Source organism: Fredinandcohnia onubensis, from assembly GCF_002734285.1.
Classification (GTDB): domain Bacteria; phylum Bacillota; class Bacilli; order Bacillales; family Bacillaceae_L; genus Ferdinandcohnia; species Ferdinandcohnia onubensis_A.
Map to the genome: position 1 here is coordinate 264091 of NZ_NSEA01000011.1, position 16925 is coordinate 281015.

Consider the following 16925-nt stretch of genomic DNA (forward strand, 5'->3'; position numbering starts at 1 on the left):
TCACTTGTTCGCCGGTTCCCTTGTCCGAAGTTGACACAGCAACTTCGGACACTGCTCCTATAATCAGTTCTTTATAGCGTAACAATGGTTCAACGGTCCACTGCCATTTCCAAGGTCAAGTCCCGCCTCTAATGCTCCCGTAATATAGTGTTTTGCTTCCTGTATACTTGTTTTAATATCATGGCCATTTGCTAAATTACAAGCAATCGCTGATGAAAGCGTACAACCTGTGCCATGCGTGTTCGGGTTACTAATACGTTCTCCCGGGAACCATGTGAACTCGCCATTACTATATAATAGATCATCCGCTGTATCTTCAAGATGTCCACCTTTAATTAAAATGGCACCTTTATATGTTTTGGACAATTTTTGGGCAGCCACTTGCATGTCTTCCTTCGTGGTAATCTCCATTTCGCCAAGCGCCTCAGCCTCATGTATGTTTGGTGTAATAATAGTAGCTAGCGGAATTAATTTGCTAATCAAGGCGTCTATCGCCGATTCACTCAAAAGTCTACTCCCACTTGTTGATATCATGACTGGATCCACTACTATATTTGAAGGCTTATATTCTTCTAGTTTTTCAACGATTTTATGAATGATTTCAGGTGATGACACCATCCCGATTTTCACACTATCGGGAAAAATATCAGTCATGATGCAATCCAGCTGTTGCCCCACAAATTCAGGAGTTGAATCGAGAACACCGTATACGCCAGTTGTATTTTGAGCAGTAAGAGCTGTAATGGCACTCATTGCATACATATTATGGGCTGTAATTGTTTTAATATCTGCCTGAATCCCCGCTCCCCCACTACAATCAGAGCCAGCGATCGTCAATACCTTTTTCATTATCCTTCACTCCCTAACATCTTAGCTGAAAGCTCTTGTAATTCCTTTGTTGCAGCAAGGATATCGGACTGTGCAAAGATTGCCGATACAACCGCAACACCGTCGATCCCACTTCCAGTTAACTCTAAAATATTCGTTTTATTAATCCCGCCAATCGCAACAATTGGAATCGATACACTTTTACAAATTTCTTGAACAGTTTCGAATGTCATCGGTTTCGCATCTTGTTTTGTACCTGTTGGAAATACTGAACCAATACCAAGATAATCTGCACCCGCTTTTTCAGCAGCTATAGCTTGTTCTACATTTTGAGCCGATACACCTAGAATTTTATCTGGTCCAATCATTTCACGTACTTTTTCAACCGGCATATCCTCTTGCCCAACATGCACACCATCTGCATCGCAAGCTTGCGCAATTTCAACATTATCGTTAATAACAAAAGGAACATCATAGAAAGCTGTTAACATTTTAAGTTCAATGGCTTCTTGTAAAAATTCATCATACCCTAGATCCTTTTCTCTAAGTTGAAGGAATGTGATGCCACCTTTTAGTGCTGCTTCCACTTGTTCAACTAAGGTTTGGCTCCCTGTCCAGGCATGGTCTGTTACTGCATATAGTTGCATTAATTTTTTATCGATTTTCAATGTTCATACCACCTTGTAGTTGTGTAAAATCTAGTTTACTCATCGCATCAATCAAGTACGTACGGAATGATGAAGTTCCCGCGTTCATTTGTTTTACTTTTTGATGAGCCAATTCACCGCAATATCCCATTGCGCTCACTGCTGCGGCTGTACTCTTTAAAATGTCACCAGGATTAGCTCCACAATAAGCTGCTATAACAGAAGTAAGCATACAGCCGGCTCCTGTGATTTTTGACATCATTGGGTGACCATTTCTGATCGCAAAGGCTTCATCCATATTCGCAACGATATCAATAGCGCCTGTGATTGCAATGACTGCACCTGTTTGTTTACTTACCTGCTTTGCAAACTGAACCATTTCATCGAGATTACCTTCGTTGATGACGTCTTCTGCAGCTGCATCTACACCTTTTGTATTTCCACTTCCTGCATGTACCGTTTTTATTTCTGATAAATTTCCTCTGATAACCGCAAATTGTACCTCGTCTAAAAGACGATAGACAGTATTGGTTCTTAAGCTAGAAGCACCTGCTCCCACCGGATCTAAAACAACGTGATGCCCTAATTTATTTGCAGCTTTTCCTGCTAAAATCATAGATTCTATTGTTCTCTCATTTAAAGTACCGATATTAATCACAAGCGCATTGCAGATGCTTGTAATATCCTCCACTTCTTTTGGATCATCCGCCATAATTGGTGAACCTCCACATGCAAGGACGATATTTGCAACATCATTAACCGTCACATAGTTTGTAATATTATGGACAAGCGGTGTATTTTGCCTAACGTTTTTTATGATTTGCTCAAACATGGTTATCCTCCATTCAATAAAAAAAGCGGTATACCTGAAATAGATATACCGCATGAATCGTCATACTTACACACATTCCCTACGTTGGCATTATCCAAATCAGGTAAAGGGTCAAAGCTACATTTCGCTTACTCTCAGCCCACAAGCGTGAGCTCCCCTGCTTTTATTCAATTGATTCTATTATAGCAGAACCACGGGGACGGTTCTAGTGGTTCCCTCGAAAATTAGGGACCACAGGAACCGTCCCTATGGTTCCTAATGCAGCATATTGTCGTCTTTGTTGTCTATGTAAAGCGTACCATCTTTCTGTACTTCCGCGTAAAAGACCTCAGCTACATCCATTACTCCTGCATTTTTTAATTGTTGGTTTAACCAGTTTGTATCTAAGTTCAGTCGGGAAAGATTCACTTTGTTTATAGTACCGTCTGATATGACCTCGGTAGAGATTGGGTACGCAGAGGGGTTGCTCCGAACACCAGCATCTTCTTTTGTGAAAGGCATTTTATTTTCGTAGGGCATCACCGAAAGTTGTCCACTAGTTTCAAAGATGGCATAATGTACATCTTTTATAGAAAAGTACCCTTTTTGTCTAAGTAATGAATTAAGGGAGTCCATATCAAGTTGAGTAGCTCGAAGTGAATTCTCCATAACTTTTCCTTCTTTTATCACGATGATTGGTTCCCCAGTCGTTACTTTTCTTGCTTTTTTAAACTTTATATCAATAAATGCCATTGCTATTGTAAAAACAGTCCAACCACTTAATGCTAGTATCCCATTAAAGATACTAAGATTTGAGTTTACTGCAAGATTCGCCGCAATGGAACCAATTGCAATTGCCGAAATAAAATTAAAAAACGTCATTTGACTGATTTCTTTTCTACCCATTAATCGTGCCAGTATAAATAACACCACAAACGCAATTGTAATCCTAAGTAAAAGTTGTGAAGTATCCATCAAAAAAACTCCTTTTTAACTTGTTGAGCTTTATTTTTTCCCTAATATAACAATTTAATGAATACACCCAATTTTAAAAAGAAGAATTGCTTTCGTCACCACAATAGTGTACGATACATAGTATAAATTAAATACTGTACATCATATAGTATAAAAAATGAGGTGGGTGAATGAGTGATCTATTTAACTCATTAATGACTGAACTTAGAAGAGGAACGTTGACACTAGCTGTTTTGAGTCAATTACGAACTCCCCAATATGGATACTCCCTAGTCCAATTATTAGAGGGTTCAGGTATCGCCATTGACCAAAGTACGTTATATCCTTTGCTTCGCCGTCTGGAAAAACAGGAGTTGGTAACAAGCAGCTGGGATACATCTGAAAGCAGACCACGTAAGTATTATGTCTTAAGTGAGTTCGGTCTTGAGATCTTTTTACAGTTAAAAAAGGAATGGATTCAAAATTCGAAAGAATTATATAGATTATTAGAGGGAGAGGAAGATTATGAATCTGATTGATATCTACGTTCAGGAAGTCACTCGAAGGCTGACTGAAAAAAATCGGAAGGACATTGCACTTGAGTTACAGTCGACCATCGAGGATATGCTGCCTGACGATTACAATGAAGAAGATGTAAAAAACGCGCTAGAAAAATTAGGGAGCCCTGCAAAATTGGCGAGTGGTTATCTCGACCGGCCCATGCATCTTATTGGCCCACGTTATTTTGATGTGTATGTTACCTTATTAAAAATGATTATACCGATAGCAGCTGTGATCTCACTCATCGCCATCATCCCTGAGTATTTTCTTGGGCAACAAGATGAGGAAACCATCATTAATATGGTACTAGACATAGTCGGTTTCGGCATTTGGAGAATGATTGAAGTATCGATACAAACATTCTTCTGGCTGACTATTGTGTTTGCCATCATAGAGCGAACTGATAAATCAAAAGATGACCAACCATTAACAGCCAGTTTAAAGAAATGGACTCCAGATGATTTAAAAAATATTACCTATATCCCGAAGAAAAAGGCCATTTCCAAGTTTGAAGTGTTTGGAGGTTTACTGTGGACCGCCATCTGGGCAACCCTATACTTTAAAGCAGATCAACTTTTAGGTGTATACGAAGGCGGTAAAGATGGTCTTGAATTTGTGATTCCAGCCTTAAATCAAGACATATTGCTTTCTTTTTGGCCAATTGTTCTAGTTGTGATCATTGCAGAAATTGCACTTGCTATTTATAAATTAATCAAGGGACAATGGACTAAAGCCTTGGCCATTTCCAATGCAGCCGTGGAACTAATTGGAGCTATTGTATTCATCGTTATATTCCTGTATCCGAATATCATAAACCCTGGCTTTATCACCTATATGACAGAAGACCTTTTCACTATGAACCCAGATCACTTTAACTCTAGAATGATTATTGGTGTAATTATTATTCTCATAGTATCTGCAGCAATCAATATCTACGATGGTTTTCGCAAGGCCCGTATCCGATAATTTGACTTTTACCACTACCTAGGGATTAGTTGTCCTAATCTTTTTCTCGAATGCATATAGATGAGTAATAGATATGGTACAAAGGAGTTTGGTGACCTTGAATAAATTTTTGATCGCAATCGGGATTCTATCTATTATATTCGTGACCGGTGTAATTGAATCAGATGATGTCTATGAATACAAAAATGCAATCTCTGTATCTGGTATGTCTGTGGAAGAAGAAGTAACGGCAAACCCAGAAGAGGATACTTCAGACGATGAGTTGATTCCAGAATTGGAAATGCAGTATGTTGACACTGAGATTGTCAACGGAAATAAAGTTGAAATCTACCGAGAATATGAGATTTATCGCAATGAAGCAAATGAAGTAATTAAAAGAGTTCCCACCGACAATTATGAGTATTTAGAGTACTGGAGATAAGGAAAAGGAGTTAAGCCTGTGTTTAAGGCTTAACTCCTTTTCTCTTAGCAACTTTCTACAAATCTTGTAAAAATGCGCTTCGCAATCTCGTCTCCATTAACCGCCAAACCTTCGGGATGCCATTGCACGCCTAACACAAAGGGATGTCCCTTGCTTTCGATTGCCTCGATGATTCCGTCTGAAGCAACCCCTGAAACCTCAAGTGGATATGGTACATGGCGAACAGCCTGATGATGATACGTATTCACCTTAAATTCAGAAGTCCCTGCAATCGATTCTAGCAAACTTCCTTCCTTCGCTTTCACAAAATGAGCAAGATGATACCTTGTTGCCTTCTGGGAGTGCTGAAGAAGCCCGGTTTCATGCTGATCATAAATATCCTGATACATATCCCCACCAAGTGCAATATTCAAAATCTGGATACCGCGACATATCGCAAGGATTGGCTTATTTGCAGTTAACATCTCCTGAATGATAGCAGGCTCAAAATCATCTCTTCCTGGCGAAATCGTCCCGAGCTTCGGATGTGGCTCCTCCCCAAATAAGGTTGGATCGATATCCCCTCCCCCTGTTAGAAGAAGCCCATCTATCTTACTAACAATCTGTGAAACATCTTCATCGATGCCAATTGGTAAAATAACCGGAATTCCTCCGGCTTCAATCACAGCTTGAATATAATCATTCGACAGCGTATGTTTATAATCCAACTCAACATGCGAGGTCACACCAATAATCGGTTTATTCATGTTGATTCCCCCTCATTATGAAATTATTTCACTCGTCATTTCAGCCAAAGAATAAAGCGTGTTTCCATTTCGGCCTGTTGTCGTTTTTGCAGTTAGTAATGACTGTAAAATTGCTTCCTCCGTGGCGTCTACTGTCGCTAAAAAGGCTTGATCCAGGTCATCTTCGTGGATGAAATTTAGAGTCTGAAGTTCTCCTTTATTTTCATGACTGATTGTGTTTGCGGTTGAGAAACCGATGAAAACATCCCCACTCCCATTTCCAATAAAAGAACCTGTTCTACTAAGTCCCACCGATGCACGTTTGATGATTCGCTTTAATTGACGTGAAGTCACCGGCAAATCGGTTGCGATAATAATCATGATGGAGCCTTTGTCACCCGTTTCGTTTTTTGTAGGGAGCTTCGCTTTGATGATTGGCCCCACATGGATTCCGTTTAGGCGAAACTGATCAATCTCCCCAAAATTGGAGAGCACCAAGATGCCTAAGGTGTATTTTCCATGAGGATATGTAAGGATGCGGGACGAAGAACCTATCCCCCCTTTTAGCCCAAAGCATTTCATTCCTGCCCCTGCACCGATACTGCCTTCTTCGAAATTGGTTGTTGCTGTTCCTAGGGCTTCCCGTACATTCTTTTCCGTAATTGACTGTTTTCGGATATTATTTAAGAACATATCATTGCACTCGCCAATGACAGGATTTACCGTCCCGGTTGTATCACCAATTTCCTCATTTTGCTCAAGCATATAGCCGATGAGGTGATTGGCGACAACCCCCACGCTTAGCGTATTTGTGAGCAGAATAGGTGTTTCAATTGTGCCAAGTTCATCGATTTGAAGAGTTCCCATCGTCTTTCCGAACCCATTCATAGCATATGAAGCAGCAACCACTTTATTGTTAAAAATATTTGTGTCATGCGGGATGATAGCTGTCACCCCTGTCTGGATGTCCCCGTTGGATATGGTGGAGTGGCCGACTCTCACGCCTTTTACATCTGTGATTTTATTTAAAGTTCCTGTTGGTAAGCTGCCGATATTTATCCCGTAATCTTTTAGTCTTTTTTGCATTTTGTGTGTAACCCTTTCCGATTGGTATTTGTTTTTAGTATAGGTTAGATGGGCGGGTTGAGTATAGGTGGGTATGGATATTTTTTTTTATTAGGAACAGAGTGTTATGTTTTCGGTGTTGCTGGTTCGGTGTATCCTAATTTTATCCAGATACAGTGATGTTTCGCGGTTTTGCTGGTTCACTGTTCACTAATTTTATCCAGACGCGGGCGTCTTTCGCGGATTTGCTGGTTCGCTGTTCCCTAATTTTATCCAAATGCAGGCGTCTTTCGCGGCTTTGCTGGTTCGCTGTTCCCTAATTTTATCCAGATGCGGGCGTGTTTTGCGATTTTGTTGGTTCGCATTCTCCTAATTTTATCCAAACAATATCCTCTTTTTAGTGTTTAGTAAGCTACCTAGCTACAAATATGGCCTTTGCGTTACTCTTTTCCTCTACTATTCTATCAATCGGGTACATATCCCACGCTTGCGTTCCCTTTCCACACTCCCATTCTAATAATCGGACACTATCACTCGCTTGCTTTCCCTTTCCACACTCCTAGACTATCAATCGGGTACGTATCACTCGCTTCCGTTCCCTTTCCCCACTCCCACTCCAACAATCGGGTACGTATCACTCGCTTCCGTTCCCTTTCCCCACTCCCATTCCAATAATCGGGCACGCATCCCCTTCTCCTCCAATCTAATTAGTTGAAATGTTCTGTGGAGTTCCTTTAGAATGAAACTATCGTTTTGACAATTTGGGAGGGGAAAATATGAAAGCGTTTGTACATTACAAAGTTCCTGGAATGGACGGAACATCTTATTCGGAGATCGATGAGATTGAACCAAAACAAGGTGAAGTGAAGGTTAAGCTAAAAAGCGCTGGGCTCAATCACCGTGATTTATTTGTTTTACATAGACATAAAGAAACAGATCCGCCATTAGTAATTGGGTCGGATGGTGCTGGGATTGTTGAAGCGGTAGGTCCTGGTGTCGAAAGTGTTCAGGTCGGAGATGAAGTTATCCTCAATCCATCTTTAGGCTGGAAAGAAAAAAGTGATGCGCCACCTGAAGGTCATGAGATTCTAGGCTTACCCGATCACGGAACCTTTGCTGAAAAAATCACACTCTCTGCGGATAATGTTGGTCCAAAGCCCGCACATTTGTCATGGGATGAAGCTGGTGTCTTATCGCTTGCAGCCATGACTGCCTATCGCGCATTATTCACTCGTGCAAATATAAAGCCAACTGATACTGTCTTATTACCTGGAATCGGAAGTGGTGCCGTTACGTTCCTTTTACTTTTCGCGAAAGCAATCGGGGCTCGTGTTATCGTTACTTCTCGCTCTGAAGCGAAGCTAAAACAAGCTCTTAAATTAGGTGCTGATGTAGCGATTGATAGCAATGGCGACTGGAATGAGGCGTTAAATGGAGAAAAAGTAGATATCGTGGTTGAAACAGTTGGAGCAGCCACTTTCCATAAATCACTTGGACAGCTTCGAAAAGGTGGAAAAATGGTAACATTCGGCGCTTCTGCTGGTGATTCGGTGGACTTCAATCTTCGGGAATTCTTTTACGGTCAATATACATTACTCGGCTCCACCATGGCGAGTACAGAAGAATTTAATGAAATGCTGCAATTTGTAAATCAACATAAAATTAAGCCTGTAATTGATAAAGTATACCCTCTTGAAGAAACTAAAAAAGCAATGCAGCGTATTGACGAAGCTGAACAATTCGGAAAGATCGCAATAAAAATCGAAGACTAAAACGAAAAGCGAAAGACGCCCGCATACCGTAGACAAGCACATTAAAGCACTAATAGAAATCGCTTTTCCATTCAGAAGCGATTCGCTTGTGACTTCAAGCCGTTGGCGCCTGAAGCTAGAAAACCCGAACTGCACCTAAATTAAGGTGCAGTTTTTTCATCCAAAATAACCGGCTAATTTTTTTTTCATCTGCTCCTTGTTCTCAGCAAATTGCCTGTGACGGTGACCATTTCCACCTGATGTATGTGGAAATCCATAAAGAACGCTATCTGGTGATACATACCCATTTTCTGCAAGATAGTTGAACACACCTGTCACATTAACCCCTAGTGGAATGATGAGAGGATTTTGCATATGCAACAACTCTTCTGTAAAACTATCCATAATATGATTCTTTAACAGTTCCGTTTTTAACATCTTTGGAGTTGAGCCACTGTAGTTTTTTCCCTTATAGAATACTGGATACCTAATAACGGAAGCGGTTTGAACAAGATGACTGGCAGACGTAAAAAGCTCACTTGTAGACTCAATTTCGAGGTATGAGTGTAACCCAAGTTCATCGAGCATCCCAATCAGATTTTTCCTCATCGGACCTTCAAAACTGGAATTCTTTTTCACCTCTTGTAGAAGCTGCTCATCAGTAAGGTCTTTATTTTTCGGATCAAGGATTGTTGAATATGATTTTTTCATTTGATGTAGTCCTGGTGTGATTCCGACAATCATCACTTTTGCAGATTCATTCACGTATTCAAAAGGAGCATAGTAGATCTCGATGTGCTTTTTTTCATCCTTGTCCAATAAAAATGTCTCGCTCTTTAACTCTTCTTCTTTATAATCCATGGGCAAGGATAAAATTTTTTGTTTGTATGTTTCGAACTTTGAACCGGCTATGATTGCCACATGAATTCCTCCCTTAAGTTGTAAAAGGTATACCGGATTGGTATACCTTCAAGCTACTACATCTCGTTCATTTTTAAATTTTTCGTATTGTTTTTCATCCATTATTGTTTTTAACATTTGAACAACTTTCCAAACATCCTCATATGAATTATAAAGGGGCACTGGTGCAAGTCGAATGATATTTGGAGCTCGAAAATCTGGAATCACTCCATTTTCTTTGAGCGCCTTACAAATTCGTGCTGCTTCCTTATGCTCAAGACTGACGTGACCTCCCCTAACAGAAATATCACGCGGTGAGCCAATCGTGAATCCCAGCCCTGATAGTTCAGTATCAATCAGTTCAATTAAAAAGTTCGTCAATCCAAGAGATTTACTCCGAATACATTCAATCCCTGCCTCAGCAAACATCTCAAGTGAACCGAGTAAAGGAGCCAAGCTTAACACATGAGGAGTCCCGATTTGAAAGGCCCCCGCATTGCCTGCTGGCGTAAACGTATGCTCCATATCAAATTGCTTTTCTTTATTTGAACCAAACCAACCCGCTAAGCCCGGTAATACACCAAAATGCCTTCGATTTACATACAATCCTGCAACCGCTCCAGGGCCACCATTAAGATGCTTATAATTGCACCAAAAGGCAAAGTCAACATCCCATTCAGAAAAGGAGTGTGGAATGGCACCGATTGAATGACAGCCATCAAACCCGATTAAAATTTCGCGCTTATGTGCCTCATCGGTAAGACGCTTCATATCTAAAATCTGACCACTCCGATACAATACGCTTGGCAAAACCACCAAAGCCACCTCATCGGTCATTGCCGCAATGATGTCTTCTTCAGCTAAGTAACGGCCCTCATGACTTTTCACCCTAACAAGATGTTCATCTGGGCTAAGCCCATGAATTTGCAACTGACTTTGAAGGGCATAGATATCGGATGGGAAATTTAATTCATCCGCTACAATCTTTGTACGTTTCCCTTTTGGCTTATAAAAGGTCGCAACTAATTGATGGAGATTCACCGTCGTTGAGCCCGTTACAATCACTTCCTCAGGTAATGCGCCAACAAGCGGAGCAAGTAGTTCACTTGCCTGTTCAGACATATAAAACCAAGGTTGTCTTCCTTGTGTCCAGCCATCAATCCCAAATTCTTTCCAATCCTCTAATGAGCGAAGTAATGAACGTTCTGCCCGCTTTGATAAAAGCCCAAGTGAATTCCCATCCAGATAGATGGTATCCGGTTTTTGATAAAATTCATCACGGAACGGAGCTAACGAATCCTCTCTATCAAGCTTTCTTGCATGTTCTAAAATATTCAAAAAGGTTTCCCCCTTAAAAGAAATCGTACATATACGCAGGGCGATTCGGAATCATTTTTTCAAATGCTTCTATTTCGGATTCTGCCCCTGCAATCATACCAGCTGCGAAAAGTTCGCTCGGACGTTGATGACCGAAGAGTGCCGTAGATAATGCATTAATCGAAAGTGTAATCACTCCATCTGTATCGTCGGTAATACAAACCTCGCCATCTTTTATCAGAAATGTTTTTTCATTCCAAGGTGCAAATGGATCTTTGATTTGAAGCTTTATCGTCTCGTTTCCAGCAAATTTGTATTCTTGTAGAAATGAATCTACATCAACAATTCGCACCATAAAATACGGACTAACTTCACGTTTTACCGTCTTTTGTTTCTTTAGAGCGAAGAATAATGGTTCTTTTTGAAATGTAATCATTTCGAGCTCAGTAATCATTGAATCATGCTGACATATAAAATTCCATAAGCCCTTCCTGGCCTCGACATTAACAGGGACAAATTCCTCAACTGTCATCTTACTGTCCTTAATTTCATAAAGGACATAACCTGTTGGCTTATCAGCTGAATCGTAATAAACAGCAATGTTCAGATCATCAACCACGCTTTTCCACCAATAATCTTCCCGATCAAGCATCCCTGAGAATGTAGTTGCATACTGCGCATAAATCTGTTTAAGCTCTTCTAGATTTGCGTTTTCAAATTGATAACGCTGAATCGTACCATTTGCTGGTTCAAACATAGTCAAATCAGCTTGCTTATGTATCGTTTTAAGGCGATTGCTAAATAGTTCCCAGCCATATTTTCGGTAAAAATATACATCAAATGGATGCAACATCGAAACGGTAAAGCCCTGCGTCTTCATCGTTTCAAGCGCATGCATAAGCAATTCCTTTACATACCCTCTTCTTCGGTATTCCGGATACGTCGCAACACCCGCTATTCCACCCATTTTAAACGATTGATCGCCTACATATGTAGAGAGTGGTATGAGATGAAACTTTGCTGCTAACCTATTATTTTCATAGATTCCGTAAATTTGATGCTTGTTAAGTTTTTTAGGTACCTGATCAAGCTGTTGTTCTGAAAGCTTATATGTAAATGCATACTCTGATAAACGCACAGAATCTAAAAATTGTTCTTCAGTAAGTCTTACGATTGCCATAGCCTACCAACTCCTATTTAGAAAAGAATCAATCTATTTTAACCAATACTCATATTTACTCGCAGCTAACTTCGTCTAGACTAAAGATATTTTTCGCTTCAAAAACAACAGTTCCGCTCTCGTCCATACATGCTTCTGCTATCTGCATTTTGATTTTGTGGTTATCTCTAATTTCTAGAATTCTTACAACCCCAAACGTTACAATCACAAGACTCCCAATGATTGCAATGAGGAGATTTCGTTTACTTTTACTCACTACCTCACCTCCTTCTTTAGGGTAACATAGTTACCACATTTTTCAATTTACAAAATAAGACTTCGCAATTTTTGTAGTAATATTTTTGTGGATTTTTCAATTCATCGGGTGTAAGATAGTAACATTAACAATGGGGAGATGGTAGAAAATGAGGAAACGATTAGTTCTAGCCATCATCATGTTTGTTGCGATCATGTCTTTTTCAGCTACAATTGCACATTCCCATGCGTTTAAATCACCAGATATTCAAGAAAACACTGTAACCATTAGCGGTGTTTCAATCGACAATTTTTCATCTAATGATGATGGTAAACCTAAAATTTCCTGGATGTTTTTTTCAATCACATCGGGTTTTATCGTCCTTCGAGCAGTTTTTAAGAACTTCGAAGCAAATCACTACTTCCAAAAATCCATATGGATAACACCCATTTTTTATCAATCGAATTATGTGGTAAAAGCTCTTTGATTTTTTTATCATTTTAAAAATCAAGGAGGAGAAAAATTATGTGGTTTAGATTTATTATGATTGGATTATGTTCCTTAACGGTAACGAGCCTATTCATCTTTCAAGGTATCGAGATTACACAAGCCTTTAAAGATTACTTTACAAATAAATAAGATGAAAAAAACGAATGTAGCAGTATGCTCTACATTCGTTTTTTATTTAGATTATTCCTGTGCCATTCTTACCGTTGTGCGATACAGAAGCTCAGTACCTAGTGAGATATCTTCAAAAGTTGAATATTCCTTAGGATTATGACTGATTCCATCTTTACAACGGACAAATATCATTCCATATTCACATTCATATGACATGGCTAATGAGTCGTGGAAAGGACCGCTCATTAATTCCATTGGTTCCAAGCCTATGCTTTGCATCTCATTACGCATAATGTCTTTGATTCTTTCTGCACAATAACGAGGTTCGCTATTTGTATCCTCGGTAATTTTACAACGTAGCCCGTGTTCCTCGGTAATTTCCTTAATCTTTGCATGTAATTGGACTTCAAGCTTGTGACGTCTATTTAAATCAATATCTCTTAAGTCAACCGTAAAGCTTACCTTTTCAGGAATAATGTTACGTGAATCCGGAAAAACCCGTAAACTTCCCACTGTTCCAACGGTTGGTGCTCCAGGTTCTTGGCTCGCTATCTCATTGAGTGCTATGATGATTTTCGCAGCACCTACAAGTGCATCTTTCCTCATTAGCATTGGAACGGAACCGGCATGCCCAGCAAAGCCCTCTAATTCAACTGTTAACCATAATGGACCTGATATACCTGACACAATTCCAACTGGTTTATTCATATTTTCTAGAACCGGTCCTTGTTCAATATGCATCTCAAGGAACGAACCAATGCTTCCTTTTGGGTACTCTGAATCTTTAAATTTTGAAGGATCACAGCCAAATTCAATGAGAGCCTCTCTTCTTGTCACGCCATCTTTATCCTGACGTTCTAACTCATCGTCTTCAAGTTTCCCTAGGATTCCCCTTACACCAAATAAGCCTTTATTAAAGCGACAGCCTTCTTCATCTGAAAAAGCAACCACCTCAATTGGGCGGTTTGGAACGATATGATTCTCTTTCATTGTTTGAATGACCTCAAGTGCACCTAATACACCAATTGTTCCGTCAAATCTTCCACCATAAGGCTGGGAATCAATATGAGATCCTAGCATTAAAATGGGGGCATCTGGATTTCCCCCTTCCATTCTTCCAATTAGATTTCCAAAGTGGTCAATTCTAGCGGTTAATCCTGCTTCCTCCATCCAGCCTTTCACTATTTCTACAGCTTGACGATCTTCCTTTGATAAGGTTAGGCGACACACTCCCGTTTCGCCGATTTTCCCTATTTTTGATAACTCTGTAATTCTTTCTTCCAGCCGTTCCTTGTTAATGGTTAGTGTTTGGATATTCATAGAATCAACCTCCTATTTATCAAATGCTGGTTACATATGGCAGATTATGAGCTCTTGCAACCCCTTCATAGACAACCTTTCCATCAATCACATTTAAACCTTTGTGTAAGGCTCTATTTTCCGCAAAGGCGCGTTCATAGCCTTTATTCGCAACCTGTAGAATATATGGCACCGTTACATTCGTGAGTGCCATGGTAGATGTTCTTGGAACAGCACCCGGCATATTTCCTACTGCATAATGGACGACTCCATGTTTCGTATATGTAGGATTTGCATGTGTTGTAACATGGGTAGCCGTTTCGAATATACCCCCTTGATCAATCGCAACATCGACGATCACTGATCCTTCCTCCATTAACCGAACCATTTCTTCTGTCACCAATTTCGGAGCTTTAGCCCCTGGAATAAGGACAGCACCAATCACAAGATCCGATTCGGCTACCGCTTGGCCAATCGTAAATGGATTTGACATCAAGGTTGTGATGGAATTTCCAAATATATCATCTAACTCTCGCAATCTTGTAGCACTGACATCTAATATCGATACTTGTGCACCAAGGCCAACTGCAATTTTTGCAGCATTCATTCCGACTACACCACCCCCAATAACGGTGACTTTCCCTCTACTTACTCCAGGTACGCCACCTAGAAGAACTCCTTTTCCACCTTTTGTTTTTTCAAGAAATGAGGCTCCAATTTGTGTGGCCATTCTTCCTGCAACTTCACTCATTGGGGTGAGTAAAGGAAGGCTCCTATCATCTAACTGCACTGTTTCATATGCAATTGCAACAACATTTTTTTGGATTAGGGCCTCTGTAAGCTCTCGATCTGCAGCGAGATGCAAATAGGTGAATAATAGTAATCCGTCATAAAAATATTGATATTCCTTTTGGATTGGTTCTTTTACTTTTATCACCATATCGCAAGCCCATGCATCTGCAGCAGTTGGCACAATCGTTGCTCCTGCATCAATATAAAGTTCATCAAAAAAACCTGAATTCATGCCCGCTCCCCTTTCAACAAAAACCTTATGGTTATATTGAACCAGCTGCATGACACCAGCAGGAGTTAAGGCCACACGATTTTCATTATTTTTAATCTCCTTCGGTACTCCAATTCTCATCTCCATCCACCCTTCTTTTTTCTTGGTAAAAACACCCGCAATCTATTTCTTTGTGAAAATAGATTACGAGTGTTGAAACATACCTTTTTACAATAATTTAATTTCTTCAATTAGAGTTCTTTTGACAAATTCGAGGTCTTCCTCTGAAATCGATAGAGGTGGCGCGAGAGTTAAAACATTATTGTACCCCGCTACTGTCGCTCCATTTTTCCCGATAATTAGACCCCTTTGTAGACACCCAGCAATCACTTTATTGACTTGACTTACTTCAAGTGGTTCCTTTGTTTGTTTATCCTTGACTAGTTCAAGCCCAATCAATAAACCTTTTCCTCTAATATCACCAACATAAGGATGGTCCACTAAAGCTGCTGTAAGGCCATCTTTCAATTTGTCACCAAGTTGCTTTGACCTATCAAATAGATTTTCTTTTTCCATAATTTCTAGGTTTTTAAGTGCCAATGCACATGCTGCAGGGTTTCCACCAAATGTATTAACATGACGGAAATAGTCATATTCCGCAGAACCTTTAAAAGCTTCGTATATTTCTTTCTTGACGGCTGTTGCTGATAATGGAAGATATGCACTTGTAATGCCCTTTGCCATTGTAATGATATCTGGTTTAACACCGTAGTTCATAAACCCAAATGGTTTGCCTGTTCGCCCGAACCCGCAAATAACCTCATCAGCTATGAGTAGGGCACCATGCTTTTCACATACTTCCTTTACTCCAGCCATGTATTTGTCAGGTGGAACAATGACCCCTCCACCAGTAATGATTGGTTCCATGATCACGCCTGCTATTGTTTCACTAAGCTCCCATGTCATCACACGGTCTATTTCCTGTACAGACTGTAATTCCGACACTCCTGCATCCACCTTGTCATCAGATCTGTATAGGTCAGGTGGCGAGACATGGAGGAAGCCTGGTGCAAGTGGTTCGTATTTATATTTACGCTGCGCTTGACCTGTTGCAGCTAGCGACCCCATGGAATTACCATGATAAGCACGATAACGTGAAATAAATTTGTAACGGGAGTGTTCCCCTTTTTGCTGATGATATTGTCTAACCAATTTAAAAGCTGTCTCATTCGCTTCCGACCCACTATTAGAGAAGAAAATAACATACTCGTCCCCAAGCATTTCATTTAGCTTTTCTGCAAGTTGAATCGCTGGTTCGTGACTTTGTGTTAATGGAAAATAGGCCATTTGCTTAAGCTGCTCATAAGCAGCATGCGCTAACTCTTCTCTTCCATATCCTACATTTACACACCAAAGCCCCGACATCCCATCAAGATAACGTTTCCCATTATGATCTGTGACCCATGACCCTTCTGCTTTCGTAATGACTAGTGTAGAATTTGGATTATACGGTTTCATAGCATGCCATACATAATCCTTATCCTTTGTTAAAAGGTCTTCCCCTTGCGTAACCTTTGTCATACCCGCTTTCCCCCCTTATCCTTAATCAAATGCGCCTCGGCGTATTTGCGCCCAGATTTT

General features: G+C 40.2%; 18 protein-coding genes and 1 riboswitch. Of the genes, 5 read left to right on the plus strand and 13 right to left on the minus strand.

Going from position 1 to position 16925, the window contains the following annotated elements; all coding sequences use genetic code 11:
* Nucleotides 1-63: 63 nt before the first annotated feature.
* The 4 genes from thiD to CKJ95_RS12715 all read right to left on the minus strand — a co-directional run bounded on the left by thiD (nt 64) and on the right by CKJ95_RS12715 (nt 3261).
* On the minus strand, nt 64-849 hold the full coding sequence (gene thiD, locus CKJ95_RS12700) for a bifunctional hydroxymethylpyrimidine kinase/phosphomethylpyrimidine kinase (protein ID WP_099353793.1): 786 nt from the start codon (nt 847-849) through the stop codon (nt 64-66).
* Complete coding sequence (gene thiE, locus CKJ95_RS12705; RefSeq protein ID WP_099353794.1) at nt 849-1496, minus strand: thiamine phosphate synthase; 648 nt, start codon at nt 1494-1496, stop codon at nt 849-851. Before thiE ends, thiD begins: the two co-directional genes overlap by 1 nt.
* Entirely contained in the window at nt 1483-2307 is an 825-nt protein-coding gene (gene thiM, locus CKJ95_RS12710) for a hydroxyethylthiazole kinase (RefSeq protein WP_099353795.1), read from the minus strand. Before thiM ends, thiE begins: the two co-directional genes overlap by 14 nt.
* Nucleotides 2308-2365: 58 nt before the next feature.
* Nucleotides 2366-2476, minus strand: a riboswitch (TPP riboswitch).
* An 86-nt stretch (nt 2477-2562) separates the two neighbouring features.
* A complete protein-coding gene (locus CKJ95_RS12715) occupies nt 2563-3261 on the minus strand; it encodes a DUF421 domain-containing protein (protein WP_099353796.1) in 699 nt (232 codons plus the stop codon).
* A gap of 170 nt (nt 3262-3431) precedes the next feature.
* Between CKJ95_RS12715 and CKJ95_RS12720 the strand changes: the two genes are divergently transcribed.
* The 3 genes from CKJ95_RS12720 to CKJ95_RS12730 all read left to right on the plus strand — a co-directional run bounded on the left by CKJ95_RS12720 (nt 3432) and on the right by CKJ95_RS12730 (nt 5188).
* Complete coding sequence (locus tag CKJ95_RS12720; RefSeq protein ID WP_099353797.1) at nt 3432-3779, plus strand: PadR family transcriptional regulator; 348 nt, start codon at nt 3432-3434, stop codon at nt 3777-3779.
* The gene (locus CKJ95_RS12725; protein ID WP_099353798.1) at nt 3766-4767 is read left to right on the plus strand and encodes an HAAS signaling domain-containing protein; all 1002 of its coding nucleotides are present in this window, start codon (nt 3766-3768) and stop codon (nt 4765-4767) included. The genes CKJ95_RS12720 and CKJ95_RS12725 overlap by 14 nt, the downstream gene beginning before the upstream one ends.
* Before the next feature lie 97 nt (nt 4768-4864).
* Nucleotides 4865-5188, plus strand: coding sequence for a hypothetical protein (locus CKJ95_RS12730; RefSeq protein ID WP_099353799.1), 324 nt, complete (start codon nt 4865-4867; stop codon nt 5186-5188).
* Between the two features lie 44 nt (nt 5189-5232).
* Here CKJ95_RS12730 and CKJ95_RS12735 read toward each other — a convergent pair whose 3' ends face one another.
* Both CKJ95_RS12735 and CKJ95_RS12740 read right to left on the minus strand, forming a co-directional pair.
* The gene (locus tag CKJ95_RS12735; protein ID WP_099353800.1) at nt 5233-5934 is read right to left on the minus strand and encodes a gamma-glutamyl-gamma-aminobutyrate hydrolase family protein; all 702 of its coding nucleotides are present in this window, start codon (nt 5932-5934) and stop codon (nt 5233-5235) included.
* A 15-nt stretch (nt 5935-5949) separates the two neighbouring features.
* Complete coding sequence (locus tag CKJ95_RS12740; protein ID WP_099353801.1) at nt 5950-6999, minus strand: DmpA family aminopeptidase; 1050 nt, start codon at nt 6997-6999, stop codon at nt 5950-5952.
* Between the two features lie 755 nt (nt 7000-7754).
* Between CKJ95_RS12740 and CKJ95_RS12745 the strand changes: the two genes are divergently transcribed.
* Nucleotides 7755-8750 carry a zinc-binding dehydrogenase gene (locus tag CKJ95_RS12745; protein WP_099353802.1) on the plus strand — a complete coding sequence of 332 codons (996 nt, stop codon included), beginning with the start codon at nt 7755-7757 and terminating at the stop codon, nt 8748-8750.
* Between the two features lie 156 nt (nt 8751-8906).
* Here CKJ95_RS12745 and CKJ95_RS12750 read toward each other — a convergent pair whose 3' ends face one another.
* From CKJ95_RS12750 to CKJ95_RS12765, 4 genes are read right to left on the minus strand one after another with little or no spacing between them, the layout of a single operon-like run.
* Entirely contained in the window at nt 8907-9650 is a 744-nt protein-coding gene (locus CKJ95_RS12750; protein WP_099353803.1) for a hypothetical protein, read from the minus strand.
* A 48-nt stretch (nt 9651-9698) separates the two neighbouring features.
* Nucleotides 9699-10967, minus strand: a complete 1269-nt coding sequence (gene kynU / locus CKJ95_RS12755; RefSeq protein WP_099353804.1) for a kynureninase — start codon at nt 10965-10967, stop codon at nt 9699-9701.
* A 13-nt stretch (nt 10968-10980) separates the two neighbouring features.
* Complete coding sequence (locus CKJ95_RS12760; RefSeq protein WP_099353805.1) at nt 10981-12126, minus strand: GNAT family N-acetyltransferase; 1146 nt, start codon at nt 12124-12126, stop codon at nt 10981-10983.
* Between the two features lie 55 nt (nt 12127-12181).
* On the minus strand, nt 12182-12382 hold the full coding sequence (locus tag CKJ95_RS12765) for a hypothetical protein (RefSeq protein WP_099353806.1): 201 nt from the start codon (nt 12380-12382) through the stop codon (nt 12182-12184).
* A 148-nt stretch (nt 12383-12530) separates the two neighbouring features.
* On the opposite strand from CKJ95_RS12765, the gene CKJ95_RS12770 reads away from it, so the two are divergent.
* Nucleotides 12531-12848 carry a hypothetical protein gene (locus CKJ95_RS12770; RefSeq protein ID WP_099353807.1) on the plus strand — a complete coding sequence of 106 codons (318 nt, stop codon included), beginning with the start codon at nt 12531-12533 and terminating at the stop codon, nt 12846-12848.
* Between the two features lie 203 nt (nt 12849-13051).
* Here CKJ95_RS12770 and CKJ95_RS12775 read toward each other — a convergent pair whose 3' ends face one another.
* The 3 genes from CKJ95_RS12775 to CKJ95_RS12785 form a co-directional block, all read right to left on the minus strand.
* Nucleotides 13052-14302, minus strand: coding sequence for a M20 family metallo-hydrolase (locus CKJ95_RS12775; protein WP_099353808.1), 1251 nt, complete (start codon nt 14300-14302; stop codon nt 13052-13054).
* Between the two features lie 19 nt (nt 14303-14321).
* Nucleotides 14322-15425: an alanine dehydrogenase gene (gene ald / locus CKJ95_RS12780; RefSeq protein WP_099353809.1), complete on the minus strand. Its 1104-nt coding sequence runs from the start codon at nt 15423-15425 to the stop codon at nt 14322-14324.
* Nucleotides 15426-15512: 87 nt separating this feature from the next.
* Nucleotides 15513-16865, minus strand: coding sequence for an aspartate aminotransferase family protein (locus tag CKJ95_RS12785; RefSeq protein ID WP_099353810.1), 1353 nt, complete (start codon nt 16863-16865; stop codon nt 15513-15515).
* Nucleotides 16866-16925: the final 60 nt, after the last annotated feature.